Genomic DNA, 26,712 nt, shown 5'->3' with positions numbered 1-26,712 from the left:
CGATGTTCGACGTAGCGATCATTGGTTGCGGCCCTGTCGGAGCTATGGCTGCCAACCTTCTGGGAAGGCAAGGTTTGTCTGTGGTGGTGCTCGAGAAGGAGACCGAACACTATCCCTTGCCGCGCGCGGTACATCTGGATCATGAGATGATGCGCCTGTTCCAGACGGCGGGCTTGATCGACCGCGTGCTTCCAGACATGGTGGCGACGGACGGGCATCTGCACGTGGGTGCGGACCATGGGGTGATCCGCTACATGGGCACGGTGGGCAAGCCCAAGCCCTTCGGGTGGTCGAACGACTACTTTTTCTACCAGCCCGAGTTCGAGGCGCACTTGCGCGCGGCCTTTGCCGACAATGGCCGGATCGGTTTTCTGACGGGGGCGGAGTTCACTTCGCTTTCGCAGGATGATAACGGCGTGACGGTGTCTTACACGCAGGATAGCGTGCAGCGCAGCCTGACCGCGCGTTGGGTGATCGCCGCCGATGGCTCACGCAGTCCGGTGCGCAAGGCGCTGGGAGTGAAGCTCGACGACCTCGATTTCGAGGAGCCTTGGCTGGTCGTCGACGCCGAGGTCGAAGGGCCGGTGACCTTCCCGTCGCTGACCGGCGTGCCGGAAGGCGCGGATCTGCAGCGCCTCTCGGTGATGATGTGCGATCCCGCCCGCCCCGCCACGGTGGTGCCGGGCCGTCGCAACCATCGCCGCTGGGAGTTCATGCTCCTGCCGCACGAGGACGATGCCGAGATGATGCGCGAGGAGAATGTCGCCGCGCTCGTCGGGGCATGGATGAGGCAAGTGCCGCACAAGATCGTGCGCGCCGCGACCTATCGCTTTCATGGACTGGTGGCCGAGCATTGGCAGGTCGGCCGCGTGTTCCTCGCAGGCGATGCCGCGCACCAGACCCCGCCGTTCTTCGGCCAGGGCATGTGCCACGGCCTGCGCGATGTGGCCAACCTTGCGTGGAAGATGGCCGCCATCGTCAATGACGCTGCGGACGAGGCGATTCTTGCGACCTACCAGCCAGAGCGCGACCCGCACGTGCGCGGCGTGATCGGCGCAGCGGTGGCTGCGGGCCGCTATATCTGCGAACTCGATCCCGCTAAGGCCGCTGCGCGTGATGCGAATATCCGCGCACAGGCTGCGCAGAAAGCCGGCGAGACTGCGGCGGATCTGATCCCGGCGATCAGTACCGGCTTCATCGCGGCGGGCACACCGGCTGCGGGCGAGCGCTTCATCCAGCCCATCCTGACCGACGGACGCAAGCTCGACGATCTGGTCGGTCAGGGCTGGCGGCTGTTCGTGCGGGGCAGCGGCACTGACGGCGCGATTGCCGCCGCCGACTTGCCCGACAATGGCGCGGTGCTGGCGTGGCTCGATGCCAAGGGCGCCGATGCGGTGCTGGTGCGCCCCGATCACTGCGTGTTCGGCACCGGCAAGGCCGCCGACCTGTTGGCCGCGCGCGATGCGCTGCTCGGCTTCAGGCAGGAGATCGAGGCATGAGCCTGACACTCGCTGCAGCCCAGACCATCGTCACCACTGCGCTGGCCGAAGCGCGCGCGCGCAATGCCAAGCCGCTCGCCGTGATCGTGCTTGATGCCGGTGGCCACCCGGTCGCCTTCGCCCGCGAGGATGGCGCGAGCCTGTTCCGCCACGACATCGCCCGCGCCAAGGCGATGGGCGCGCTCGGCATGGGGGATGATACCCGCGTGCTGGCCGAACGCGCCAAGGGCAACCCGGCGTTCTTCCAGAGCGTCAGCGTGGCGGTCGGCGGCAATATCGCTTTCTCGCCCGGCGGCGTGCTGATCCGGCATCAGGACGAAGTTATCGGCACCGTCGGCATCAGCGGCGATACCGGCGATTGTGACGAACTCTGCGCGCTGGCAGGCCTCCATGCCGCCGGGTTCAATCTGGAGACACAGAAGTGAAGCTGCGCAGCATCGAACTGGCCCTGCCCGATCCCGCAGGAGCGGCGGCCTGGATGGTCGACATCTGGGGCCTCTCGCCCGCCGAGGTGCGAGGCGACACGCATTACCTGCGCGGCACCGGCACCTTCCCCTACCTTGTCGCCTTCGAACCGTCGGAAGACGAGTTCGTTCGCTCGACCACATTCGTGTGCAGCGACGAGGAACTGGCCGCCATCAAGGCCCGCGTCAGTGCAAAGGGCTGGGCCGCGTGCCCAGTGACGTCGGCCGATCCGGGCGACGGCGCAGGGCTGCTCGTTGAGCTGCCCGAAGGCACGATCCTGCGCTTCCTTGCAGGCGCCGGCGAAGTTGCCCCCATCGAAGGCTTCTCCAAGGCCAGCAAGCGCGTTTCGCCGGTCAAGCTCACCCACGTGGTGTTCAACTCGGCCGATGCCGAGCTGCTGGGCCACGCGGTCGAGGACGTACTCGACTTCCGCGTCTCGGACCGCACTAAGGGCATGGTCTTCGTGCGTTGCAACGACAGCCACCATTCCACGGCCTTTGCCCGTGCAGGCTTTGCCAGCCTGAACCACGTGGCCTTCGAGATGGACGATCTCGACGCGGTGATGCGCGGCATCGGCTGGATGCGCGACAACGGCTTTGCGCCCGCGTGGGGGCCCGGGCGTCATGGACCGGGTGACAACGTCTATGCCTATTACATCGCGCCGTTCGGCCCGGTGATCGAGTATTCCACCGCCGTCGAGAAGGTTCCGGCGGACTATCGCACCGGCGAGCCGGACGAGTGGACCTGGCCCGAGAATCGCATCGACCAGTGGGGCATATCGGACAAGGATTTCGCCGGGCTTCGCGTCGCGGAAGAGCGCTTCCGCTGCCGCCGCGATTGGGAAGCCGCACCGCTTTGAAACTCAACCGGCGCGGATTTGTCGGCGGCGCGGCCGCACTTGCACTGGCCGGTTCGAAAGGCCACGCACGACACATTCGCGCACAAGCCCGCTCAGGGGGAGAAAAGACCATGGCCCGTTACATCAGCTTCCGCCGTCCGGACGGCACGCCCAGCTTCGGCCGCCTCGATGGTGAGACCGTGCACGACCTTGGGAGCCAAGGGACTGCCGCCTGGCTCAAGGATGCCGTGGCGGGGAACCTTGCCGCGCTGGCGACCACGGCCAGCTACGCCCGCGCCGACGTGCGCCTGCTGCCGTTGATCCCGAATCCGGAAAAGATCCTTTGCGTCGGCCTGAACTACGCGACCCACGTCGCCGAGACCGGGCGCGACCAGAAGGAGTTCCCTGCGATCTTCACCCGCTGGGCCGACAGCCTGATCGCCGATGGCGAGCCGCTGGTGCGCCCGCCCGAGACGACCCGCTTCGACTATGAGGGCGAACTCGCCGTCGTCATCGGCAAGGGCGGCCGCCGCATCCCCCGCGCCAAGGCGATGGAGCACGTCGCGGGCTATTCGGTGTTCAACGACGGTTCTGTGCGCGATTGGCAGCGTCACAACATCCAGTTCACCCCGGGCAAGAACTTCCCCGGCACCGGTGGCTTCGGCCCTGCGCTGGTCACGCCGGACGAACTGCCCGACATCGCCAGCCAGCGGGTGCAGACCCGCATCAACGGCCAGCTTGTGCAGGACCAGCCCGTGTCGGACATGATCTGGGATATCGCTTTCATCATCGAATACTGCTCGACCTTCACCACGCTGGAGCCGGGTGACGTGATCGCCACCGGCACGCCGGGCGGCGTCGGCGACAAGCGCAATCCGCCGCTCTACATGAAGGCCGGTGACGTCGCCGAAGTCTCCATCGGCAAGGTAGGCACTCTGACCAACCCGGTGATCGACGAGAAATGATCAGGGACGCAATCGCTGCCATGGGCACCACGCTCAGCCCGCAAGTGGTTGAGCAGGTCCGTGTGCTGCTTGCTGCCGGACAGCAGGAGCTTGCCGCTCGGGTGCCGGTGCTGGCTGGCGATTGCGCTTACGGTCCGCATGAGCGGCATCTGCTCGATCTCTATCGGACGAGCAAGGCTGCGGGCCTTCCCGTCGTTCTCTTCGTCCACGGCGGCGGCTTTCGTATCGGCGACAAGGGTGGAGCTGGGTCTGAGGGGGCGTCGTGGCAGAACGCCGCCTTCGCCCGGACCATGGCCGAGGCCGGATTCCTCGGTGCGGCGATGAACTACCGCCTCCTGCCCGAAGCCCGCTGGCCCGACGGTGGCGAGGACGTGGTGCTGGCGGTCGAATGGCTGCGGGCCAATGCTGGCGCGCATGGCGGCGATCCGGCGCGGATCGTGGTCGCAGGCACTTCGGCAGGTGCGGTGCATATCGCTTCTGCGCTGAAGCTGCGGCCCGATCTGCCAGTCGCGGGAGCCGTGCTGCTGTCAGGCCTCTATGGCTACACGCCGCTCGATGAGCGGGACGAGCCCTACTACGGCCCGAATGCGGAATATCCTGAGCGGATGCCGCGTGAGGCTGTCGCATCGACCACGATCCCGCTGTTCGTTGCCAGTGCGCAATACGATCCACCGCGCTTTCAGGCCGAATTTCTCGGATTGATGGAGGAGCGCCTTGAACGGCACGGCACCATGCCCACTGGCATGATCATCCCCGGCCACAACCACTATTCGTTGGCGATGCACGTCGGCACGTCCGACCGCCGCCTCGCCGACGAGATCGTCGCCTTCGTCAGTTCGTGCTGAGCACTGCGCCAATGTGACTGCGCCCGCGCGCGCGGGCCAGTTTCTCCTGCCGGTCCCGCTCGCGCGCCGAGGCGCGCTGTTCGTCGGTGCGTTCATCGTAACAGGCGGCGCAGGACACCCCTTCCTCGTAAAGCGGGTGGCTCTGCCCCTCGATGTTCACCGGGCGGCGGCAGGCGCGGCAGAGCACGTGGCTCCCCTGCACAAGGCCATGGCCTACGGTCACGCGCTCGTCGAAGACGAAGCATTCGCCGTGCCACAGGCTTTCCTGCTCGGGCACTTCCTCGAGATACTTCAGGATGCCGCCCTTGAGGTGATAGACCTCCTCGACGCCTTCGGCCTTGAGGAACGCGGTCGACTTCTCACAGCGGATGCCGCCAGTGCAGAACATGGCGACCTTGGGTGCCCTGCCCTCGCCCAGCAGACGCTCGCGCTCGCGCCGGAACCATTCGGGGAACTCGCGGAAGCTCGCGGTCTGCGGGTCGATTGCCCGCTCGAAGGTGCCCGCCGCGACCTCGTAGTCGTTGCGGGTGTCGATCACGATCGTATCGGGGTGTGAAATCAGGGCGTTCCAGTCCTGCGGCGCGACATAAGCGCCGACGCTGGCGCGCGGATCGACGTCCGGCTCTCCCATCGTCACGATCTCGCGCTTGATCCGCACTTTCATGCGATAGAACGGCATTTCCGACGCACCGGAATACTTCACGTCCGTCTCGGCACAATCTGGTTGGGCCCGGATGAAGTCCACCACCCGCGCGATGCCATCGGCGCTACCCGCGATCGTGCCGTTGATCCCCTCGCGGGCGATCAGCAACGTGCCCTTGATGCCTTGCGTCTTGCACACCGTCTCCAGCGCATCGCGCAGGGCTGCGCCATCGGCTATCGGGGCGAAGCGGTAGAGCGCGGCAACGGTGACGGGCGATTCCATGGCGCGCCCTTAGTCCAGACGCGCTGGAATCGCTACCGTGCAGAGTAATAAGGTCAGAAAGCGGCGATCCCGGTGATGGCGCGGCCGAGGATCAGCGCGTGGACGTCATGCGTGCCCTCGTAGGTGTTGACCGTCTCGAGGTTCACCATGTGACGGATCACCTGGTACTCGCCGGAAATGCCATTGCCGCCGTGCATGTCGCGCGCCATCCGCGCAATATCGAGCGCCTTGCCGACATTGTTGCGCTTGACGATGGAAATCATCTCGGGCGCAAAACGCCCTGCGTCCATCAACCGGCCGACCTGCAGCGAGGCGTGAAGGCCCAGCGTGATCTCGGTCAGCATGTCGGCCAGCTTCTTCTGGTAAAGCTGCGTTGCGGCAAGCGGCCGGCCGAACTGGTGACGATCAAGGCCATACTGGCGCGCTGCGGAATAGCAGAACTCCGCCGCACCCAGCGCCCCCCACGAGATGCCATAGCGCGCACGATTGAGGCAGCCGAACGGTCCCTTGAGGCCCTGCACGTTGGGCAGCAGCGCATCGTCGGGCACGAACACCTCATCCATCACAATCATTCCGGTGATCGAGGCGCGCAAAGAGACCTTGTTCTCGATCTTGGGCGCCGAAAGGCCCTTCATGCCCTTTTCCAGCACGAAGCCGCGAATGCTGCCATCGTGCGCATCGCTCTTGGCCCAGACGACGAAGACATCGGCAATCGGCGCGTTGGAAATCCACGTCTTGGCGCCGTTGATGACGTATCCGCCGTCGACCTTGCGCGCATTGGTGCGCATCCCGCCGGGGTCGGACCCGGCATCGGGCTCGGTCAGGCCAAAGCAGCCGATCCATTCTCCGGTGGCAAGCTTGGGCAGATACTTGCGGCGCTGCTCTTCCGATCCATATTCGTAGATCGGAAACATCACGAGGCTCGACTGCACACTCATCATCGAGCGGTAGCCGGAATCGATGCGCTCGACCTCGCGCGCGACAAGGCCGTAGGACACATAGCCCGCGCCCGCGCAGCCATAGTCTTCGGGCAGCGTCACGCCGAGCAGGCCCTGCTCGCCCATTTCGCGGAAGATCGCAGGATCGGTATGTTCGTTGGCAAAGGCATCGATCACGCGCGGCGCAAGCCGGTCCTGCGCAAAGGCGCGCGCGGCATCGCGGATCATCCGTTCGTCATCGCTCAGCAGGCTGTCGAGCCCGAGCGCGTCTTCCCAATCGAACGGTATCATGCCTGCCATTGTCGCTGTCTCCTTTGGTGGGGGTGATTGCATCTGCAATCAGTTTATTCAACCGCCCAAAGGGGATTTTTCGGTGCTGGAACAGCAATCGGTAGAATAGACGTAGAGAAGACCCAATCCCAAAAGCTGGATTCACAGCAGCTCACCTGTGACCCAGGGTCATGACGAATGACTGATCAGCCCCTCGATTTCCGGACGCCGTCGGCCCTGATTTTAGGATAGGAGGCAAAGATGGGGGATGCCAAATTGAGCCATGAATTCAAGCGTAAGGCGATGGCCCAGATCACCGAGCGCGGCCATCCGGTAACGGAGGTCTCGGCTCGGCGTCAGTCTGCACGCGCTGTATACCTTGAAGCGTCAGCTTGGGAATGTTGTATCCGGCGATACCGGCAAGGATGCTGAGATCCGTCAGCTGAAGCGCGAGTGGGCCCGGGTGACCGAGGAGCCCGACATCTTAGAAATGCAAGCGCGTATCTCGCCAGCGATAGAAAGTGAAATCCGTGTTCATTGCCGAGCATCGTCACCGGTGCAGGGTCCGAACGATGTGTCGGGGCCTGCGCATCCAGCCCGGTGGTTTCCATGCCTGCCAGAAGAGCCAGCGGGCAAAGTCTATGGCTTCCGCAAGCTCCGCGATGTCCTTCTAAATCATGATGAGACCTGCTGCCCAAACTGCGTTGCCCGGTTGACCAGGCTGGCAGGCATCAGAGCACAGATAAGCTACATTTGCCGACCTGGCAGCTACGCAAGCATGTCCACCATGGCGGTCAACAATACGCTGGATCGCCACTTCGATGTTGCCTCGCAAGACCCGGCCTGAGTGACAGACATTCCCTACATTCGCACCCTGGATGGCTTTGCCTATCTCGCTTTTGTGATTGATCTGCTATCACACCGCGCGATGGGTTGGTCGATGCAGGCGCCGCACATGGCGGTATGGCGGTGCAAGCCGAAGCGCCAGGTGCTCATCCACTCGGTCCAGGACCCGCAGCTCACCAGCGTCGACTGGGCTGCGTTCATCCATTTCACGATCTTGAGCACTCGATGAGCCGACGCAGCAATTGCCATGACAGCGCGGTTGCCGAGTGCTTCTTCTCGCCACTCAAGCGTGAGTGCATCCGCTGCCGCACCAATAAATCTCGCGAGGAAGCCCTGGCAGGACGTGTTCGACTACGTCGAGATGGCCTATTACCCGGTGCGCAAGCTTGGTCAGGAACGGGTGCTGTCAACCGTCGAACCCGAACGGCTGCAGATTTTGAAGGCGAAAGGCGTCTGGAAAACCAGGGGCTGCTCAGCCAAAACAGATTCCAGCGCGATGCAGACCTGCTCAGCTTTCCACGCATTTGACGAAACGAGCATAAGGCATTTTTGCCGCAGCACCGACGTCTGTCGCTAGTTGCCTTCAGCATCGACCACGAAAACAATCGGCCTTCCCCTCGACGCGGGCTCCCAGCCTGCGTGCAAAGCTGCCTGAATGCCCCTGATTACGAGCGCGTCGCTAATCTGGAGGCGGCCACGTTGCATACCTTTCAGCAAGCGCTTGGGCGGAGGGAATTCCAGCAAAGCTCCGCGCTTTGTGTGCTGGCGCTGCAAGGCGATCGTCATACCTTTCCAACCTTCGGTCTCGCTCCACTGCGGCTCGCTCCGCAGCTCCCACGCGTATCTAAACACGCCGACGTCGACGATACCGGAAAGCTTGTGGATGCATGTCATGAAGCGATGTCTAGCATGTCTTCCATGACAAGCCACGTCCCGCAGATACCCCAACGACCTTAGGCTTCGAGGTTCGAAAAGCAGCTTTCTGCAACTCGTTTCTCGGTGGCCCGCAATGATGCACGCATGTGGTACAACGGCTGGGAGTCCACATTTGCTGCAGAACGTCGCAGTCAGGTCGATAATGAATCTTCGCAAGCCAGCTTTGTGAGCGGACAAAAGCGACCCTGCAGACCTGATCAATAGTTGCGCCTTGTTCGCTGGTCGCCTTGGCCTTACGCTTGACGAGGCGCCTGCATCCATCTCCAACCAAATCCATGTGATAGCCGACATTCACGCTGGCGTTATCGCGATATCGTTGCCAATTAACGCGAATGGCATCTCAGACTCCGGAACCGATCGTCTCCATCAAAGGCCTCGGCAAAACCTACCAAGGGGGCTTCAAGGCTTTAAAATCGGTCGATCTTGAGATTTTTCGCGGTGAGATTTTTGCGCTGCTTGGCCCCAATGGCGCAGGCAAGACGACACTGATCGGCATCGTCTGCGGGCTCGTCCAGGCAACGGTCGGATCGGTGATCGCAGATGGCCACGATATCGCGCGGGATTATCGTGCGGCGCGGGCCAAGATCGGGCTGGTTCCGCAGGAATTGGCAACCGACATGTTCGAGACCGTGTGGCACACAGTCAATTTCAGCCGGGGCCTGTTTGGCAAGCCGCGCAATCCTGCGCTGGTCGAGGGAATCTTGCGTGATCTTTCGCTTTGGGACAAGCGGAATACCAAGATTGCCGGACTATCTGGTGGCATGAAGCGCCGCGTCCTGATTGCCAAGGCACTGTCGCATGAGCCGACGATCCTGTTCCTTGATGAACCGACAGCCGGCGTCGATGTCGAACTACGTCGCGATATGTGGGACATGGTGCGCCGCCTGCGCGACAAGGGCGTCACGATTATCCTGACGACGCACTACATCGAAGAAGCCGAAGAAATGGCTGATCGCATCGGCGTGATCGATGATGGCCAGATCATCCTGATCGACGAGAAGCACGCGCTGATGGAAAGACTCGGTCGGACGCGAGTGACCATTGGCCTAGCCAAGCCACTCAACACATTGCCTCGGGAACTTGCGCTTGAAGGGCTGGCTCTGGCGGAAGATGGCGCATCGTTAGTGCTTACGCTGAGCGGAAAGGGAGATGGCGCAACCGGGGCGGCAGCCCTGATCAAGCATCTCTTCGTCGCAGGCATTGATTTTCGGTCTATCGACACTTCGCGGTCATCGCTTGAAGAGATATTTGTCGGCCTAGTGGAGAAGCAGGCATGAACGTCCATGCGGTGCGCGCCATCTACAGATTCGAACTGGGTCGTACGCTTCGAACATTGTTCCAAAGCCTCGCAGCACCGGTCATATCGACATCATTATACTTCATCGTGTTCGGATCAGCGATTGGATCACAGATGCAGATGATCGACAACGTCAGCTACGGAGCCTTCATCGTCCCTGGTCTGATCATGCTCGCGCTGTTGACCGAGAGCGTCTCAAACGCGTCTTTCGGTATCTACCTGCCCCGCTTCACGGGCACGATCTATGAACTTCTGTCGGCGCCGGTTTCGGCATTCGAAGCACTGATGGGCTACGTCGGCGCTGCTGCGACCAAATCGGTTATTCTGGGCCTGATAATTCTGGCTACAGCCCGGTTGTTTGTGCCCATAGTGATCGTTCACCCATTCTGGGCTGCTGCATTCCTGATCCTGATTTCAATCAGCTTCAGCCTGTTTGGATTCATACTTGGGCTATGGGCTGACGGTTTCGAGAAGCTTCAGGTCGTGCCGATCATGATCATCACGCCACTTACATTTCTTGGTGGTACCTTCTATTCCATCAAGATGCTCCCGCCGGCGTGGCAGACGGTGACCATGTTCAATCCCATTGTCTATCTGGTGAACGGGTTTCGCTGGGCGTTTTATGGCCAGTCCGACGTCAGTGTCGGTTTCAGTCTCTTTATGATAGTGGCCTTCATGGTGCTGTGCGTCGCGGTCATCGCCTGGATCTTCAAGACCGGCTGGCGTCTGCGGGCCTGAGGGCGAGTGCGTGCTCAGGGTCTTGCAAGGTTCGAACATCAGTCCGGCATTGTAGTGATCGGCAGGCTCGCTTCCTTGTCCGCCTGCTTTGATCACAAGGTCGCTTCAATGAGCGAGACCAGCTGCCCCATCCGGAACGGTTTGCGCAGCAGCGTCTCCCTGGCAGAAAAGGTCTGCGGGATTTCGGCAAAGCCAGTCACGTAGATTACCCGACCAACTCCATTATGATCGAGGAAGTATCGCGCAAGCGCCAGCCCGTCGACTTTGCCGGGCATCCGAAGATCGGTCACAAGCACATCGTAATCGGAATTTGAGGCTAGCAACGCCTTTGCCGCCTCGCCGTCAGCGGCAGCTTGGACGACGAAACCATGCATCTCGAGTTCGTCGACAACAAGTTCCAGCAACAGTGGTTCGTCATCAACCGCCAGAATGCGAGTCATCGGCCCCTCCCTTACTTCGGGGAAAAGAAAGCGTGACGCTCGTTCCGGTTCCGACGCTCGACTGGATTTCGACCTGTCCACCACTTTGTGTGACAAAACCATAGACCTGGCTCAATCCCAGACCTGTTCCTGCGCCCACGGGTTTCGTCGTAAAGAATGGCTCTGTCGCGCGAGTGAGGGTGTCGCTATCCATGCCAGTACCAGTGTCACCAACGGTGACCGTCACCTGATCACCTTTGCGTGCCGTAACGATCTCGAGGCAACCGCCCGACGGCATCGCATCACACGCATTGAGCGCAAGGTTCAGCAAGGCGCTTTCAAGCTGGTTCTGATCGATCTCGATCACCAGATCTTCAGGCCAAAGCTTGGCGTCAACCACGACGTTGCCACCTGCCGTCCGCTCGATCATGGGGCAAAGCTCACGGACGGTCTGATTGACGTCCACTGGCTCGACCAACAAGGGCTGTTTCCTCGCAAAAGCCAGCAACTGGCTTGTCAGCTTCGCCGCGCGCTCGATTGCAACAAGCGCGTTGTCGATGCTGCGCGCCGCCTGCTGTTCATCGCCCGAGTAGCGCTGCAGGCGCTCAAGGTTGCCGGTCACCACCGTGAGCAGATTGTTGAAGTCATGGGCGATTCCCGCGGTCAATTGCCCCACTGCCTGAAGCTTCTGCGATTGACGCAGCATTTCCTCGGCCCGCTCTCGCACGGCCATTTCGGCGTGCAGGCGATCGAGCGCAACCTGCAACTGGGCCGGAGAAGGCACGGCGACCAGTTTTGGCAAAAGCGGCCATAGGGCAATTGCCGTCACGATCGACGCGCCAGCTGTGATCGCCTTCACGAATGCTTCGATGCCGTAGGCGGGAACCCAGAGCACAAGAATGCTGATCAGATGCGTCGTACCACAGGCAAGAATGAACACCGCAAACAAGACCAGCACCCACCCGAACTCAAGATCGGGACGGCGCTTGAGAAACAACCACAAGACCACAGGGATGGAGTAGTAGGCGAGCGCGATCACGGCGTCGGCGGCCACGTGTGTCCAGACCAGTCCGGGTTCCCAGAGCAGTCAGAAGCCGTGCGGCGGCAGTCCGGTCAGGAACAGGAACCGGGTCAGTTGGTCAAGGAAATCCATGGTCAAATCCCTGGAAAGTTCTGACGCAAGCAAAGTGCCGACGGAGCGTTGGCGTTATCGCAATCCTCTGCCGTATGCGAGCGTCCGTTCGCCGCGCCTTCGTGCCGTGCAACCTTTTGTGTCGGTTCTGTTTTTCAGCCATCCAGGCACCGCGCGCGAGGCGCCATCTCGACCAAACTTTCTTCACATGATGTCCGACCCACGATGCTTGTGGACCCATGCCTGCGTCAACCTCGAGCAGGCGCACAAAGGACTCGCTGGTCGGGAACGAGCGGGTTTTACCTACTGAGAGCCACGAGGCGGAGAGTGCATTCCCATGGGTCTTTTGCGGCACGCACTCCCTCGGCGTGACAAAAGGGGCGATGACCTTGCGATCGGCACAACTTGCGTGACCGTGGAGCAGCATCGCAAGTGTTGGGATCCTCAACGCTCAGCAGGCATACATTCTTCCTGCGCCAAACGACCAAAGCCGGACGACTGCACACCCCTTCAGCGCGAACCTGGTCCCTTCAGGCCGAACCGCAGCGCTTGCCCCTGATTTCATGCAGATCAGATCAGGGCGAAACCGTCATGGATGGTCTCATTTGGAAGACCCGCTCCAGGCTCAGCCTCTGCCTTGTGACCATTGCAAAGCGCTCGGTACGCACGTCGTTGTATCATTTATGGCCCGGAACGAAAAAATGACTGAAACCATTATCATAGCAGGCGATGTCTGGAGCAGATATTCGCGTCGGATTGGGTTCAGCACTTGTGTAAGGGCCGGTTTCGACCGATTGGCCATCGTCCAGCATCAACGGCATCGCAACATATCCCGCCCGCAATCAGGCGATATCGGCATCTAACTGACATTCCGGTCTTGCCGCAACGAACGCTGGAAGCTTTGCACAGGCCGCTTCGATATCCGGAATGCGCCCGAAATCGAACCGTGCGCCGAACCGCCTGGCATTGCCGAGTTGGGGCACCAGAAGGATATCGGCCAGCGTGACAGTGTCGCCAAAGCAATAAGGACCTGATCGATTGGCGATGAGATCGGCACAGGCCGCAAGACCCTGCTCGATGATCTCGATTGCCCAGGTATCTACAGCCGCCTGATCCAACCCCTGTTTCTTCAACATCTTCAGAACCTTGAGGTTCTGCACCGGGTGAGTATCGCAGGCGATCACTTGCGCCAGGGCCCGTACCTTTGCCCGTTCCACAGGCTCTGCCGGGAGAAACGGAGGATCTGGATAAAGTTCGTCGAGATATTCAATAATTGCAAGGCTTTGCGTGAGAACGGCACCATCAACTTCGAGTGCGGGGACGAAGCCCTGAGGATTCAGGGCCAGATAGTCGCTCGCGCGTTGATCGCCAGTGCGCAGATCATGTGCCCTGCCCTCCCATGCGAGACCCTTAAGCCCCAGCGCGATCCGGACACGCCACGATGCAGTGGATCGCCAATAGCCGTGAAGAACAAGTGGTTCGCTCATCATTTCGCTCATTGCTGCTTCGGGCGCGACCGTAGCCGCAGCGCTTGCCATTGCAAGTAGAGGTGTGGCCCGGTTAGGGTCACTTTGATGACAACTGCAAACTTGCGCCTCCACCCGATCTATGCCTGCATGCCGGTCACGATCTTCGAGTACATGTCCGGCCTCGCCCGTGAACTTGGTGCGATCAACCTCGGGCAGGGGTTTCCTGACGGCGCACCGCCACAGCCCCTGCTCGAAGCGCTGGCGAAGGCTTCGGCGGAACGGTCACACCAGTATCCGCCGATGGCAGGCGTCCCTGAACTTCGCAAAGCTGTGGCCGAATTCTACGGACGGACGCAAGAGCTTGAACTGTCGGCTGAGAGCGTAGTCGTAACATCTGGGGCGACCGAAGCGGTCGCCTCCGCAATCCTCGGGGTCGTCTCCCCCGGCGACGAGGTCCTACTGTTTGCGCCGGCCTACGATGCCTATGCCCCGCTTGTCCGGCGCGCAGGTGGCGTGCCGGTATTCGTGGCGCTGCAGGCCCCGGAATGGCGCTATGATCGGATTGTGATCGAGGCTGCGATCACACCGCGCACGCGTGCGCTGGTCTTGAATGATCCGCTGAACCCGACCGGCACGGTTGCCTCTCCTGATGATCTCGCGATGCTTGCAGATGTGTGCAGGAGGCACGACCTCTTCGCCATCTGCGACGAGGTCTGGGAGAATGTCCGCTTCGACGGCCTTGCCCATGCCTCGCTGCTGACCCAGCCGGGAATGGCGGAGCGGGCGGTCAAGATCGGATCTGCGGGCAAGATCTTTGGCGCGACGGGTTGGAAAGTGGGCTGGATCGTCGCTGCGCCGCAGGTGGCTTCGGTCGTGGCACGGGCGCACCAGTTCCTCACCTTCACCACGCCGCCGATGCTGCAATTTGCCGTGGCCGAAGCTCTCGATCAGTCGATAATCGTCAAGGCTTGCACAGCAAGCTGGGAGCAGACGCGGGCGGTCCTGCTGCAAGGTCTTGAACGGGAGGGCTTTGTCACCCTGCCTTCGGTTGCGACATGGTTTGCCTGCATCGACCTTCCGACTTCGGGCATCGCACTCGACGACCGGACTTTCAGCGAGCGCGCGGTTCGGGAAGCGCGAGTTGCCTCGATCCCTCTGTCCGCGCTGTGGGAGGGTGATCACATGCCCACGCACATAGCACGGCTTTGCCACTGCAAGCCTGCGCCGATGCTGGAGGATGCTATTGGGCGACTGGCGCGCTGGCGAGACGGCTTGCGTTGAGCCGCGTTCAAAGCGGCCAGAACCACAGGACCAACGGCGTCCCGATCAGCACGACCAGCACGGAAAGCGGCGCGCCCAACCGCGCGTAATCACCGAAGCGATAGCCTCCAGGACCGAGTACCAGCGTATTGCACTGATGGCCGATGGGCGTGAGAAAATCGCAGCCCGCGCCAATGGCCGTGGCGATCAGGAAGGCCTCCGGTCGATAGTGCAACTGCTCGGCGAAGACACCCGCGATCGGAGCCATGACAAGCACAGTGGCGGCATTGTTGAGGAAGGGCGTAACGGCCATCGCGGCAACGAGGATTAGCGCGACCGCGCCCCACGCTGGAAGCGTGACGGCAAGATCGGCCAGTATCTTTGCGATCACGTCGGATGCGCCTGTCGTCTGCAGCGATTCGCTCACCGGGATCAGCGCCGCCAGCATGATCAGGATCGGCCACTCGATTGCCTTGTACGCATCGTCGGCAGGCAGTCCACCGGAGATCACGGTGAGCCCGGCCGCCGCGAAGAAGGCCAGCGCTGCTGGGACGTAACCGCTGCCAGCGGCAATCATCGCACCCGCCAGAATGATCAGCGGAAGCCAGCGCGTTCGCGTCGAACCCAAGCCGATCTTGCGTTCGGCAAGCGGAAGCGCGCCCATTTCCGCGAGCCGCGCAGGCAGGACATTGAGCTGTCCCTGCAGAACGATGACGTCGCCAGCCTGCAGTACGGTGTTGCCGGGCTTGTTGGTGATCGTCTCCCCGCCGCGCGAGATGGCGAGCAGGTTGACGCCGAGCCGATCGCGCATCTGCAGGCGTCCTGCGGTCCGGCCGATCAGGGCGGAATCGGCATGGATCACCGCTTCGATCACGCCGATTCCGTCAGCCTGTCCCGAACCGCCCCCGCCCGAACCGCCTGCAAGGACGAGCCGGTCCGCCCCAACGACCTGCTCAAGCCGGTTGGGCTCTCCGCTAAGGATCAGCACGTCACCTTCGCCGATATGCGTTTCGGGGGCGACCGCGCCGCGCATGTCGCCCCGCAGGAGGCCGGCGACCTCGATTTCGCCGTCATGTCGCGCAACGAAGTCGGCCACGGAAAGTCCGGCAACGGGCGAGCCTTCGCTGACAGTCGCCTCGATCACGTAGGCGGAGATGTTTATCGCCTCGGACATGCCCTGGGCGGCCTGCCTGTCGGTCGGCAGCAATCGCCAGCCAATCGAGAGGAAGATCAGCCCCGCAGCCAGAAGCGCAAGCCCGGTAGGGAGGTAATCGAACATGCGGAACGGCTCGCCGGTCATCTCCTCGCGGACGCGGCTGACGATAATGTTGGGCGATGTGCCGATCAGCGTGGTGAGACCGCCGAGCAGCGAGGCAAAGGCCATCGGCATGAGGTATAGCGAAGGCGAGGCCTTGTTGCGCCGCGCCATCTGCACGGCGCCGGGCATCAGCATCGCCAGCGCGCCGACATTCTTGATGAAGCCTGATGATACGCCCACCGCCGTCGACAACGCGAGCATCTGCCCTTGCGGACTGCGGATGCGCTGGGCAAGCGATTGCAGCACGCTTTCGATCATGCCGGAGCGCTGGACCGCAGCGGAGAGCACCAGCGCGGAACCAACAATCACGACGATGTCATCAGAAAAACCGGCAAATGCAGCCTTTGGGCTGACCACACCAATGGCAACGGCGAACAACAGTGCAATCACTGCAGTCACGTCGTATCGGAAGCGCCCCCACAGGAACAGCGCCATCATTCCGCCGAGAGTGGCCAGCGAAAGCCATTGGGGCTGTGTCATTGCAGCTTCAATGTTCAGTCGGCGTGGCGGTTCCCGTCAGGTAAAGCGCAACTCACCCTGCACTGGCGCGATGCGGCGCGGCGCAGGCACCGGTCTTGCCTGCGGCAGAAGGCAACGAGCCATGCCTTGCAGCACATATACCGCATGACGCTGACCGCCACGGTTTTCGTGGTCGATCGCGTAGCCTGTAGATTTCCGCTGAGAAGTGACCCGGTATTTCCATCGAGAATTGACCCGGGTGATGGTATGTCCCGCAGAGCGGGTTTTGGGTCAAGCTGGTGATTTTTCCTTTCGTGGTTTTGGTGAGGCAGAGCTGGCCCTGAACCGGAAGCTGTCATTGCCAGTTTCGATGATGTGGCAATGATGGGTTAGCCGATCCAGCAGGGCTGTGGTCATCTTGGCATCGCTGAATACCTCGGCCCATTCGCTGAAGCTGAGGTTAGTGGTGATCACGACGCTGGTGCGTTCGTACAATTTGCTGAGCAGGTGGAACAGCAAAGCTCCGCCTGATGGGCTGAACGGCAGATAGCCCAGTTCATCAAGGATGATGAGATCGAGCTTGAGCAGACGTTCGGCAATCTGCCCCGCCTTGTTGGCTGCTTTTTCCTGTTCGAGCGCATTGACCAGATCGACCGTGGCAAAGAAGCGCACTTTTCTGCGGTGATGTTCGACGGCTTGAACTCCCAGCGCAGTGGCGATGTGCGATTTGCCGGTTCCGGGCCCGCCAATCAGTACTACGTTGTCAGCGCCGTCGATGAACTCGCCACCATGGAGTTGCCGAACCAGGGCCTCGTTGGCCTCGCTGGATGCGAAGTCGAACCCGGCCAGGTCTTTGTAAGCTGGGAACCGGGCGGCCTTGATCTGATAAGCAATCGAGCGGACCTCACGTTCGGCCATCTCGGCTTTGAGCAACTGGGAGACCATCGGCACTGCGGCACTGAAGGCTGGGGCGCCTTGCTCGATAAGGTCCCCCACTGCTTGGGCCATGCCATACAACTTCAGCGCCTTGAGCATGACGACAACGGCGGCACTGGCGGGGTCATGACGCATGACGCAGCCCTCCCTCACGCAGGGCATCATAACGTCCGACATTGGCCAACGGCTCTTGCGCAAGGCGCAAAGCCTGCGGTGCGTCAATCGGCGCTGCCGGTGGAGCCTTACCATCGATCAGGCGGTGCAGGATATTGAGGACGTGGGTCTTGGTGGCGACGCCCGCATCCAGCGCCAGTTCGACAGCGCAAAGCACTGCCTGTTCGTCATGTTGCAGCACCAACGCCAATATCTCCGCCATCTCCTTGTCTCCGCCGGGACGACGTAGGAGCTGGCTTTGCAGCTGCTTGAAGGCCTCTGGGAGCTGCAAGAATGGCGCGCCATTGCGCAGTGCTCCCGGCTTGCGCTGGACTACTGCCAGATAATGCCGCCAGTCATAAATTGTCCGCCCGCCAGTGTGGTGGGATCGGTCAATGATTCTGGCATGTTCGCAAAGGATCTGCCCCTCGGCCGCCACCACGATCCGCTCGGGGTAGATCCTGATGCTGACCGGGCGGTTGGCAAAGGATGCCGGGACGCTGTACCGATTGCGTTCAAAGCTGATGAGGCAGATCGGGGACACCCGCTTGGTGTGTTCGACAAAACCATCGAAGGTCCGCCCCAGCGGCATCAGACTACCAACCTCAGCGGCGTGTACATCGGCTACGGTGCCGGGCAAGTTGCCATGTTGGATCTCACCCCATTGCGCGATGCATTGTTCCTCGAGCCAGGCATTGAGCGCATGGATATCCGGGAAGCTCGGCAACTTCTGCCACAGCCGCCGCCGTGCATCTTGCACGTTCTTCTCGACTTGGCCCTTCTCCCACCCCGAGGCCGGATTGCAGAATGCAGGCTCGAACAAGTAGTGGCTGGCCATTGCGGTGAAGCGCGCGTTGACCTGTCGGGCTTTGCCCTTGCCGATCTTATCGACCGCAGTTCGCATGTTATCGAAGATCCCGCGCTGCGGCACACCACCCAGCACGCGGAATGCCTGCGTCAGTGCATCAAACAGCATCTCATGCGTCTGTAACGGATAGGCCCGCACGATGAACGCCTTGCTGTGTGATAGTTTGGTATGGGCCGCCTGCAGCTTGACACGCTCGCCACCAAGAATTGCCCAATCTTCGCTCCAGTCGAACTGGAACGCCTCACCTGGCTGGAAAACCAAAGGCACGTATGTTCCGCGGCCACTGGCCTGCTGTGCCAAGAGACGGCCTGCCTTCCAATCCCGCACATAGGCAGCGACACGATTATAGGACCCTTCGTAGCCCAATACGGCCAGATCAGCATGCATCTGCTTCGCCGTGCGCTTCTGCTTGCGCGATTTGCCAGCCTCGATTTGTAACCAACCCGTCAGCTTCTCAGCAAACGGGTCCAGCTTGCTCGACCGGTCAGGTACCTTGAACTGCGGCACCACCGTATCCGCGCGCAGATACTTGCGGATCGTGTTGCGCGACAAACCGGTGCGCCGCTCAATCTCACGAAGCGGGATCTTATCACGAAGGCGCCACCGGCGAATTACACTCAATAAATCCATGTCGATCACTCCCGATACCCCTGACTGGTCAGCCAGGGGCGGGTTCAAACATGGGTCAATTCTCAATGGAAATTTATGCCCTTACCGGGTCACTTCTCAGCGGAAATCTACACATTAACACCAAGTACACCAGCGCCGCCCGGTACAGCGAAGTCCTGGCCGCCAGCGGGATCAAGCGCGTCACCGCGGTGACGTTCGATCCCAACCTGTTCATGCGCAACGACAACATCCACTTCTACTTCGGCGCCTCGGGCCACTTTGCGGGCGAGGCTCTTGCCCACGCGGCCGACCTTGGCGCGGACTGTTTCGCCATCAGCCCCTCGCCCTATTACGGGCGGATCAAGCAGTACCACCCGGACATCGACGCACAGATCGCAATGTTCACCGATCGCGCCTTCGAGCTTCTGACCGGCCTTGCCACCAAGGCCGAGGAACTGGGCGTCAAGCTCGTCCTGCGCAACGAATACTGGAGCCTGTTCGGCGGTGAACGCATCCTGCCGCTGCTCGCCGGCCTGCCGGAAAGCGTTGGCCTCGATATCGATACCGCAAGCCTTATCGTTGCGGGCATCGACCCTGCACAGTTCATCGCTGGCAACATCGCCCGCGTCGGCTGCGTCCACCTGACCGACACCAGCTTCGTCGACACGGGCGAAGTCTGGAAAACGCCAAACCCCGAACACCCGCACGGCAACGCTACGCAGGTCTTCCGAGATCCCGGCACCGGATCGGTGGACTTGCCCGGCATTGCCGCCCTGCTGGACAAGCTCGGCTACTGCGGCCCCGTGGTCTGCAGCGCCCGCCAGACGCGCGACCCGTTCCGCGCCCTGCTGCGCACGCGCGCCCTGCTCAACCAGCTTCAGAATTAAGGCCGGAGACCTCCGACATGCCCAACATCCAATACGCCAACATGAGCCACTGGAAGTCGATCCCCTACAAGCAGATCGATAACTTCCGCGACTTCTACTACGAGGACAAGACCAACAGCGCCTACTATTCGGACTGGGACAACATCCTCAAGTACCAGTCGGCGCTGGGCTTCAACGGCATCGAGATCGCGCCATGGGACATGGCCGACATCCTGCCGCTGTTCGGCTCGCCCGAAAACTTCACCGCCTTTGCCAAGGATCGCGGCGTCGAAGTGATCGGCATGTTCCACGGTGCCCATGCCTCGCACGATGTCAGCCATTTCGATGAAGCGGTGAAGTCAGGCTGCGAAGCGGTCGATACCATCGTGCGTTTCGGCGGCACCTACATGAACACCTGCCCCACCCAGAACTACTTCGGCTGCGGTCCGCTCAGCCGCGAGGAAGTGCAGCAGTGCGCCAAGGTCATGAATGAGATCGGCCGCTACGCCACCGACAAGGGCGTAAAGATTGGCCTGCACAACGAGTTCTTCTGCGCGATCAACCTGCACAACCACCGCGAACTGATCGAATCGACCGATCCCAAGCTTGTGCACTATTGCATCGACACCGCCCAGATCTCGATCATGGGCGAGAATCTGCTGACGTTCTACAACGACTACCACGACCGGATCAGCACGTTCCACCTCAAGGACACCGCATCGTCCGCCCAGCCCGACAGCCTGCGCTATTCGCAGGACCCGGAAATCACAGACGACGGCACGCGCTGGTTCTGGGAGCCGGGCATGGGTACGCTCGATCTCAAGAGCCTCTACCACGCGCTCAAGGAGCACGGATTCAAGGGCTGGATGTCGATCGAGTATGACGGTTCTCCCGACCTGCTCGCCTCGATGGCGATGACCCGGTACTACCTCGATAACGAACTGCGCCCGATCTACGATTGAGGCCAATGACGGACCGGGGGTGGTGGAGCGAGCCCTCCGCCGCCGGTCCGACGCGCTTTCCTCAGTGGTGCCTGTTCCCCTTCCTCCACCAAGCGCGGCACGCTCAGATCGGCTAATCAAGGCCTCCTGCTCGAACGCAGATTGTTCGGACAGCGCAGGTGCTTTCATGGCTGCTTGGCAATCTTTGCGACTGGCGGATCATGCCCGACCGGCCCGGTTTGCGAGCGCGGGGTGCGGCGGCTAGGGTCATGGCGAATTGCGCGATGTCAGGAGTATCCCATGCAAGCAAAGGTCGTACGCCTCAACGCCACCGGAGGCCCGGACGTGATCGAATGGACCACGGTCGACCTTCCCGCCCCTGCTGTCGGTGAAGTCCTGGTCGAACACACCGCGGTCGGGCTCAACATGATCGACACCTACCACCGCCGCGGGATCTATCCGATGGCGCTGCCCAGCGGGCTCGGCGTCGAAGCGGCAGGCCGTGTCGTGGCCGTGGGCGAAGGTGTCAGCGAACTTGCGGTGGGCGATCGCGTGGCCAGTTTCGGCCCGGATCTTGGCGCCTATGCCACGGCTCGCATCTACAAGGCAGCCAGCCTGTTCACGCTACCGGACGCCATCTCCGATGACATTGCCGCTGCCGTCATTCTCAAGGCCTGCACGGTCGAATTCCTCGTCGAGCGCTGCGCCCATGTGCAGGCCGGGATACCAGTGCTCGTGCACGCGGCGGCAGGCGGCGTGGGCCTGTTGCTGGTGCAGTGGCTCAAGCATGTGGGCGCCACCGTGATCGGCACTGTTTCGACCGAAGCCAAGGCAGACGCCGCGCGCGCTGCCGGGGCGGACCATGTCATCAACTATGCCGTCGATCCTGTCGCGAACCGCGTGCGCGAGTTGACCGCTGGAGCGGGCGTGCGCGTCACCTTCGATGGCGTTGGCATGGATACCTGGGAAGCCAGCCTTGATTCCACCGGCAAGCGCGGGCTGATCGTGAGCTATGGCAATGCCTCGGCCCCGGTCACCGGCATCAGCCTTGGCTTGCTCGCGCAGAAGGGCTCGCTCTTCAACACGAGGCCGATGCTCTATCACTACTACGAAGACTCGGCCGAGCGGGCTGCGGGTGCCGCGCGGGTTTGGGAGCTGATCGCCAACGGCACTCTCGACGTGACCATCGGCCAGACCTATGCGCTCGATGACGTAGCACAGGCGCACCGCGATCTGGAAGCGCGGCGGACGACAGGATCGACCGTGCTGGTGGTGTGAGTCGGGTTCAGTAGTCGCAGGCCGCACTTGCGGACCTCGAAGCCGAACTTGTCTAAGTCGCAAAGGGCGATCCCGCAGCGGCCGGCAAGGTGGCGCTGCGCCTGCGCGAAATTGGCGATGCGCTGGCCCTCTTCTCCACTGGACGTCCGGACAGGATCAGCAGAACCTGCGAGAAGTCCGTCCGTGGTGGCCTGCCCCGCATCGTCGCCCACGCACTGACAGACAACGACACTGCGATCAGCGTCCTGCGCGTGATCCAATCCACCATGCGGGCATCAAGGTCCGGCCCGAACACCTGCATCGGAATAAAGGCCGGTTCCATGTTGGCGATGGTCTTTGGCGGTCAGGTAATCTCGAACGCTGAACCCGCCAGCCGCTCGGGCCAGCCGAGTAAGTCCTGCACGGTCAAATCTTACGCCGCGCTACTTGTCGGGAGATGCATGACGAAGGGCGGGCCAGCACCGGCACGGCATTCGTACAGCCCAGAATCGTGCCCTTCCCGATCATTGCCCGAAGACCGGCTTTCGTTTCTCGACGAAGGCAGTAGTTCCTTCACGGAAGTCGGCCCCCTCGAAGGCCGAGGCGAAGATGCGCAAGGATTCGGCATCGTCCGCCACTTGTCCGTCGAGCACGTTGCGGACGAAGCCCTTGATCGCATGCGTCGAGGATGGCGACGCGGCGAGCAATTGCGCCACCAGCGCGTCCTCGCTGTCGGCCAGCTCCTCGACGAGACCAACCGCCTTGGCCTCCTCGGCCCCCAGCAGCATGCCGGTATAGAGCATCCGCCGCGCCTGCCCCGGCCCTACCAGATCGACCAGCAGCTTCACGTCATGCAGCGGATAGACGAGGCCGAGCTTGGCAGGCGTGATGCCCAGCCGCGCGTTCGGCCCGGCGACGCGCATATCGCAGGCGAGCGCAATGCCGCAGCCGCCGCCCACGCAATCGCCTTCGATCATCGCCACGGTCGGCAGGCGGAAGCGGGTGAGTTCGTATTGCGCGCGGTTGATCGCCTTCTGGTTCTCTGCCCGCCAGACAGCATCGTCCTTGTTCGCCAGCAATTCGGCAATATCCGCACCGGCACAGAATGCCCCGCCCTGCGCCGATTTCACAACCAGCACCCGGCAGTCCGCATCTGCCGAAACCTGCGCCAGCAGTTCCGGCAGATGCCGCCACATATCGATGGTGAAGGCATTGCGCTTGTCCGCACGGTCGATCAGCAGGCGCGTGACCTGTCCGTCATTTTCCAGCCGCAATGTCATGCCGGATCCACCGCCGCCAACGTTTGCGGGATCTGGTGGCGCGCTGCCACCCACATGCCATCGTGCTTGCGCATGTGGCGGAAGAACTCCTCCAGCGCCCAGATAATCCGCAAGTGCAGTCCAAGGCTCATCATCTGGTGGCTTCCCTCCAATTCATAGAGCCAGACCTGATCGGAGTTCCGGATCGCATAGGCAAGCCATAGTTGAAAACCGAACGCCTGATCGGTCCCCATGTTCAGGCCATCCCCGAAGATCGCTGCATGCACCTTCGCCTGCCGCCACTTCTGCCTCATCGACGAAATATGAGCCGCAGCCGACGAGGACCCGATCCTCGTTTACAGTTCCATCGACGGCTACATGGTGAACCGCAATCAAGCAGATCGAACTCGACCACTGACGCAGAACCGCCGCCTGCACGGGGGTGCAGACGGCGGTTCGGTTATGGACAAAACTCAGGGGTGTGTGCGCTTCGCCCGTTTGCCCGCTTAGAACGTCCGGCTGACCGAGACCGACCAGGTGCGCGGACGACCGGGCTGACCCGAAGCCGTGCCAGCACCGAAGGCTTCCTGCAGAAGGGTGAGGAAGTAGTACTTGTTGGTCAGGTTCTGCACTTCGAGCGTCACGCCCCAGTCCTTCGCATCCGACTGCCAGCCCACCCGCGCATTGGCGAGGAAGTAGCCGTCGATGCGGTTGGTGAGGCGCAGGGTCGAGATCGGACCACCGCCACCGGCATTGCTGAACGGCGAAGGCGTGACCGGGCTGTTGGCCGCCACCGTGCTGCTGACCGGCAGATTGCGGATGTTGGCCGCTTCGGTGAAGATTTCCGACTGATAGGCACCATCAAGCCGCAGCGTGACCACGCCCTTCAGGACATCGGGAATGTCATACTGCACGCCCACGGCGGCCTTCCACTTAGGCGTGTAGGGCGTCACGTCGTTCAGCGTCACCCCGGTCGAGAGCGAGTCGACATTCTGGTACTGGAAGTCGAGATAGCTGACCGAGCCATCGATGGTGAAGTTCTCGACAGGGCGGAACAGCGTTTCGACTTCGAAGCCCTTCACGTGGGCCGAACCGACGTTCGACGGACGCAGGCAAGGCGTTGCCTGCGACGAGCCACCCGGCCCCGCCGTGGCGAGATCGAGGCAGTTGACGCTGGACAGGATGATATTCTTGTAGTCGTTGAAGAACGCCGAAACGTTGACGCGCAGCTTGCGGTCAAACAGGTCCGACTTGAAGCCCACTTCGTAGGCGGTGATCGTCTCGGGCCGGAAGGCGGTTGCCTGGCTCGGGAAGAACGGACGCGGGTTGACGCCACCGGCACGATACCCGGTCGAGACCTGGGCATAGGCCATGAAGTCAGGGCTGAAGCGGTAGTCCGCTGCCACGCGCCAGTCGAGACGGTTGTCGCGGAACTTCGCGGTCAGCCCGTCAAGCCCGAAAAGCAGGCAGTTGGGCTGGTTGCCGATACCGGTCGGACCTGCGGTCGGTGCGCCGAGGAAGAAGTTGCACGGACCCTGGATGTTGGTGCCATCCGGATTCTTGCGGACGTAGCCGTAGTCCTTCTCGTCCCACGACTGGCGGATGCCGCCGGTGATGTTGGCCGCATCGGTCAGCGCATAGGTGAAGTTGGCGAAGAGCGCCTTGTTCTTCGCAGGCGTCGGATCAGGACCGTGGCGGAAATCGATCCCAGCGTAGTTCAGGTTGATGCGCCCGGTGAAGGTACCGCGCGTATCGAAGTAGAAGCCGCCAACGGTGAAATCGAGCTTGTCATCCAGCACCTTGCCCGACAGGCGCAGCTCCTGGCTCCACTGGCGGTTCTTCTGGGTCTGGTTGAGGTTGTTGTTGGCAATCGGCGAGCCGTCCGAGTCATACGACCAGTCGGCGGTGTACTTGCGCCACGAGGTGATCGACTTGAGCTTGAGCTGGTCGGACACGTCCACGTCGATGGTCAGGGCGGCGCCGTAGTTGTCGAGATCCGAATGCGGATCGGTGAACGTCGGCTTGTACGGCATCTGGCTGTCGGGCCGGGCCGGATCGGCATAAGTGGCATAGGAGATGTAGCGGCGATCATATCCTGAGATCGTGTCGCAGCTGTTCACGCCGTTGGGCACGAAGGCGCAGTTCAGCGGAATGCCGGCGCCATTGGTGCCCTGCAGGAACGGACGCCCGCCGGTGAACGTGGCGTTGGGGCCATCGAAGACCGCCGACGTGTTGGCATAGAGCAGGACGTTCGCACCGGGCTCGTTGCGCTCACGCGTATAGTCGCCCGACAGGTTGATATCGACCGTCTCGGTCGGCTGCCAGCGCAGCGAGACCTTGCCTGCCGCATAGGACTGGCCGCCAAGCTTGCCGAGCACAGGGTCCGCGCCCTTGGCAAAGGTCGGCACGTTGGTGCCGGGGTGCGTCAGGTTGTAGTCCAGCCGCTTGACGTAACCGTCGATGTTCTTTGTGACGCCGGCCACGCGCACGAACAGGTTGTCCGAGAGCTTCAGATCGAACAGGCCGCGAAGGTCGAGTCGGTTGTAGCGGCCATAGGTCGCCTCGATCGAACCGGTGTTCGATCCGGTCGGCTTCTTGGAATAGAGCTTGATCGAGCCGCCCAGCGAGTTGCGCCCGGCCAGGGTGCCCTGGGGCCCACGCAGAACTTCGACGCGATCGAGGTCGGTCAGGTCGAGCAGCGAGCCGGTCAGCGTCGGCAGATAGACGTCGTCGATGTACATGCCGACGCCCGGTTCCAGCGCGAAGTTCGGGTCGGTCTGGCCCACGCCGCGAATGAACGCGATGATGCCTGGCCCAAGTTCCTGGCCCTGCGGCTTGAGCGTGACGTTCGGCGCCTGTGCGGCGATTTCCGAGACGTTGGTCTGGCCGCGCGAAGCCAGCAGTTCGCCGCTGACGGCGGTGATGGCGAGCGGGGTGTCCTGAAGGTTCTGCGCGCGGAACTGCGCGGTCACGACGATCTCGTCTGTCGTCGGCGTCTGTGGCTGCGCGGCATCCTGTGCCATCGCCGTGCCGGAAATCGTGAGGGCAAGCAGGCTTGCGCCCGCAGTAAGCAGTTTCATCATCCTGTCCTCCCAACGCCAGGGCCCAGCTCTGCTGAACCTGTTTCACCTGACGGCACGCTCCGCCTTCGCGGAGAGCGGCCATCTATTGCGGCCCTTGCAGTTGCGAGTGTATGCATCACCT

The 26,712-nt window shown here is 62.0% G+C and carries 23 protein-coding genes and 1 pseudogene; 12 read left to right on the top strand and 12 right to left on the bottom strand.

Annotated elements, in window-relative coordinates:
• Positions 1-2 precede the first annotated feature (2 nt).
• The 5 genes from ACZ1JX_RS19135 to ACZ1JX_RS19115 all read left to right on the top strand — a co-directional run bounded on the left by ACZ1JX_RS19135 (position 3) and on the right by ACZ1JX_RS19115 (position 4,612).
• Positions 3-1,499, top strand: coding sequence for a bifunctional 3-(3-hydroxy-phenyl)propionate/3-hydroxycinnamic acid hydroxylase (locus ACZ1JX_RS19135; RefSeq protein WP_465126874.1), 1,497 nt, complete (start codon positions 3-5; stop codon positions 1,497-1,499).
• Positions 1,496-1,924 carry a GlcG/HbpS family heme-binding protein gene (locus ACZ1JX_RS19130; RefSeq protein WP_465126534.1) on the top strand — a complete coding sequence of 143 codons (429 nt, stop codon included), beginning with the start codon at positions 1,496-1,498 and terminating at the stop codon, positions 1,922-1,924. Before ACZ1JX_RS19135 ends, ACZ1JX_RS19130 begins: the two co-directional genes overlap by 4 nt.
• Complete coding sequence (locus tag ACZ1JX_RS19125) at positions 1,921-2,823, top strand: VOC family protein (protein ID WP_465126533.1); 903 nt, start codon at positions 1,921-1,923, stop codon at positions 2,821-2,823. Before ACZ1JX_RS19130 ends, ACZ1JX_RS19125 begins: the two co-directional genes overlap by 4 nt.
• 110 nt (positions 2,824-2,933) lie before the next feature.
• Positions 2,934-3,767, top strand: a complete 834-nt coding sequence (locus ACZ1JX_RS19120) for a fumarylacetoacetate hydrolase family protein (protein WP_465126532.1) — start codon at positions 2,934-2,936, stop codon at positions 3,765-3,767.
• Positions 3,764-4,612, top strand: coding sequence for an alpha/beta hydrolase (locus ACZ1JX_RS19115; RefSeq protein ID WP_465126531.1), 849 nt, complete (start codon positions 3,764-3,766; stop codon positions 4,610-4,612). The genes ACZ1JX_RS19120 and ACZ1JX_RS19115 overlap by 4 nt, the downstream gene beginning before the upstream one ends.
• Here the strand turns inward: ACZ1JX_RS19115 and trhO are convergent.
• The gene (gene trhO / locus ACZ1JX_RS19110) at positions 4,599-5,537 is read right to left on the bottom strand and encodes an oxygen-dependent tRNA uridine(34) hydroxylase TrhO (RefSeq protein WP_465126530.1); all 939 of its coding nucleotides are present in this window, start codon (positions 5,535-5,537) and stop codon (positions 4,599-4,601) included. The genes ACZ1JX_RS19115 and trhO overlap by 14 nt on opposite strands.
• A gap of 53 nt (positions 5,538-5,590) precedes the next feature.
• Positions 5,591-6,775: an acyl-CoA dehydrogenase gene (locus ACZ1JX_RS19105; RefSeq protein WP_465126529.1), complete on the bottom strand. Its 1,185-nt coding sequence runs from the start codon at positions 6,773-6,775 to the stop codon at positions 5,591-5,593.
• A 231-nt stretch (positions 6,776-7,006) separates the two neighbouring features.
• On the opposite strand from ACZ1JX_RS19105, the pseudogene ACZ1JX_RS19100 reads away from it, so the two are divergent.
• Positions 7,007-8,045: pseudogene (locus ACZ1JX_RS19100) on the top strand (IS3 family transposase); the annotation flags it as partial.
• A 119-nt stretch (positions 8,046-8,164) separates the two neighbouring features.
• Here the strand turns inward: ACZ1JX_RS19100 and ACZ1JX_RS19095 are convergent.
• Positions 8,165-8,485 carry a hypothetical protein gene (locus tag ACZ1JX_RS19095; RefSeq protein ID WP_465126528.1) on the bottom strand — a complete coding sequence of 107 codons (321 nt, stop codon included), beginning with the start codon at positions 8,483-8,485 and terminating at the stop codon, positions 8,165-8,167.
• A 374-nt stretch (positions 8,486-8,859) separates the two neighbouring features.
• Here ACZ1JX_RS19095 and ACZ1JX_RS19090 point away from each other — a divergent pair, with 374 nt between their 5' ends.
• Together ACZ1JX_RS19090 and ACZ1JX_RS19085 are read left to right on the top strand one after the other, a co-directional pair.
• On the top strand, positions 8,860-9,804 hold the full coding sequence (locus ACZ1JX_RS19090) for an ABC transporter ATP-binding protein (RefSeq protein ID WP_465126527.1): 945 nt from the start codon (positions 8,860-8,862) through the stop codon (positions 9,802-9,804).
• The gene (locus ACZ1JX_RS19085) at positions 9,801-10,562 is read left to right on the top strand and encodes an ABC transporter permease (RefSeq protein WP_465126526.1); all 762 of its coding nucleotides are present in this window, start codon (positions 9,801-9,803) and stop codon (positions 10,560-10,562) included. The genes ACZ1JX_RS19090 and ACZ1JX_RS19085 overlap by 4 nt, the downstream gene beginning before the upstream one ends.
• Before the next feature lie 92 nt (positions 10,563-10,654).
• On the opposite strand, the gene ACZ1JX_RS19080 is transcribed toward ACZ1JX_RS19085, so the two are convergent.
• From ACZ1JX_RS19080 to maiA, 3 genes are all read right to left on the bottom strand, one after another.
• Positions 10,655-11,002, bottom strand: coding sequence for a response regulator (locus tag ACZ1JX_RS19080; RefSeq protein ID WP_465126525.1), 348 nt, complete (start codon positions 11,000-11,002; stop codon positions 10,655-10,657).
• Complete coding sequence (locus ACZ1JX_RS19075) at positions 10,980-12,035, bottom strand: sensor histidine kinase (protein WP_465126524.1); 1,056 nt, start codon at positions 12,033-12,035, stop codon at positions 10,980-10,982. Before ACZ1JX_RS19075 ends, ACZ1JX_RS19080 begins: the two co-directional genes overlap by 23 nt.
• Positions 12,036-12,955: 920 nt before the next feature.
• A complete protein-coding gene (maiA, locus tag ACZ1JX_RS19070; RefSeq protein WP_465126523.1) occupies positions 12,956-13,612 on the bottom strand; it encodes a maleylacetoacetate isomerase in 657 nt (218 codons plus the stop codon).
• A gap of 75 nt (positions 13,613-13,687) precedes the next feature.
• Between maiA and ACZ1JX_RS19065 the strand changes: the two genes are divergently transcribed.
• Positions 13,688-14,863: an aminotransferase gene (locus ACZ1JX_RS19065; protein WP_465126522.1), complete on the top strand. Its 1,176-nt coding sequence runs from the start codon at positions 13,688-13,690 to the stop codon at positions 14,861-14,863.
• A gap of 7 nt (positions 14,864-14,870) precedes the next feature.
• Here ACZ1JX_RS19065 and ACZ1JX_RS19060 read toward each other — a convergent pair whose 3' ends face one another.
• The 3 genes from ACZ1JX_RS19060 to istA all read right to left on the bottom strand — a co-directional run bounded on the left by ACZ1JX_RS19060 (position 14,871) and on the right by istA (position 19,206).
• Positions 14,871-16,640, bottom strand: coding sequence for an SLC13 family permease (locus tag ACZ1JX_RS19060; RefSeq protein WP_465126521.1), 1,770 nt, complete (start codon positions 16,638-16,640; stop codon positions 14,871-14,873).
• 270 nt (positions 16,641-16,910) lie between these two features.
• On the bottom strand, positions 16,911-17,690 hold the full coding sequence (gene istB, locus ACZ1JX_RS19055) for an IS21-like element helper ATPase IstB (RefSeq protein WP_086740912.1): 780 nt from the start codon (positions 17,688-17,690) through the stop codon (positions 16,911-16,913).
• Entirely contained in the window at positions 17,680-19,206 is a 1,527-nt protein-coding gene (gene istA, locus ACZ1JX_RS19050; RefSeq protein ID WP_277788710.1) for an IS21 family transposase, read from the bottom strand. The genes istB and istA overlap by 11 nt, the downstream gene beginning before the upstream one ends.
• A gap of 50 nt (positions 19,207-19,256) precedes the next feature.
• On the opposite strand from istA, the gene ACZ1JX_RS19045 reads away from it, so the two are divergent.
• The 3 genes from ACZ1JX_RS19045 to ACZ1JX_RS19035 all read left to right on the top strand — a co-directional run bounded on the left by ACZ1JX_RS19045 (position 19,257) and on the right by ACZ1JX_RS19035 (position 22,270).
• Positions 19,257-20,072, top strand: a complete 816-nt coding sequence (locus tag ACZ1JX_RS19045; protein ID WP_465126520.1) for a sugar phosphate isomerase/epimerase family protein — start codon at positions 19,257-19,259, stop codon at positions 20,070-20,072.
• A gap of 17 nt (positions 20,073-20,089) precedes the next feature.
• A complete protein-coding gene (locus ACZ1JX_RS19040; RefSeq protein ID WP_465126519.1) occupies positions 20,090-21,013 on the top strand; it encodes a sugar phosphate isomerase/epimerase family protein in 924 nt (307 codons plus the stop codon).
• 279 nt (positions 21,014-21,292) lie between these two features.
• The gene (locus ACZ1JX_RS19035) at positions 21,293-22,270 is read left to right on the top strand and encodes a quinone oxidoreductase family protein (RefSeq protein WP_465126518.1); all 978 of its coding nucleotides are present in this window, start codon (positions 21,293-21,295) and stop codon (positions 22,268-22,270) included.
• Positions 22,271-22,773: 503 nt separating this feature from the next.
• On the opposite strand, the gene ACZ1JX_RS19030 is transcribed toward ACZ1JX_RS19035, so the two are convergent.
• The 3 genes from ACZ1JX_RS19030 to ACZ1JX_RS19020 all read right to left on the bottom strand — a co-directional run bounded on the left by ACZ1JX_RS19030 (position 22,774) and on the right by ACZ1JX_RS19020 (position 26,591).
• The gene (locus ACZ1JX_RS19030) at positions 22,774-23,529 is read right to left on the bottom strand and encodes an enoyl-CoA hydratase/isomerase family protein (protein ID WP_465126517.1); all 756 of its coding nucleotides are present in this window, start codon (positions 23,527-23,529) and stop codon (positions 22,774-22,776) included.
• Positions 23,526-23,822 carry a hypothetical protein gene (locus ACZ1JX_RS19025; RefSeq protein WP_465126516.1) on the bottom strand — a complete coding sequence of 99 codons (297 nt, stop codon included), beginning with the start codon at positions 23,820-23,822 and terminating at the stop codon, positions 23,526-23,528. The genes ACZ1JX_RS19030 and ACZ1JX_RS19025 overlap by 4 nt, the downstream gene beginning before the upstream one ends.
• A 192-nt stretch (positions 23,823-24,014) precedes the next feature.
• On the bottom strand, positions 24,015-26,591 hold the full coding sequence (locus ACZ1JX_RS19020; protein ID WP_465126515.1) for a TonB-dependent receptor: 2,577 nt from the start codon (positions 26,589-26,591) through the stop codon (positions 24,015-24,017).
• Positions 26,592-26,712: the final 121 nt, after the last annotated feature.

Source organism: Novosphingobium sp. BL-A-41-Hi4A-0G, from assembly GCF_055521735.1.
The sequence above is the reverse complement of the archived record's forward strand: the minus strand, read 5'-3'. Positions and strand labels throughout refer to the sequence as shown.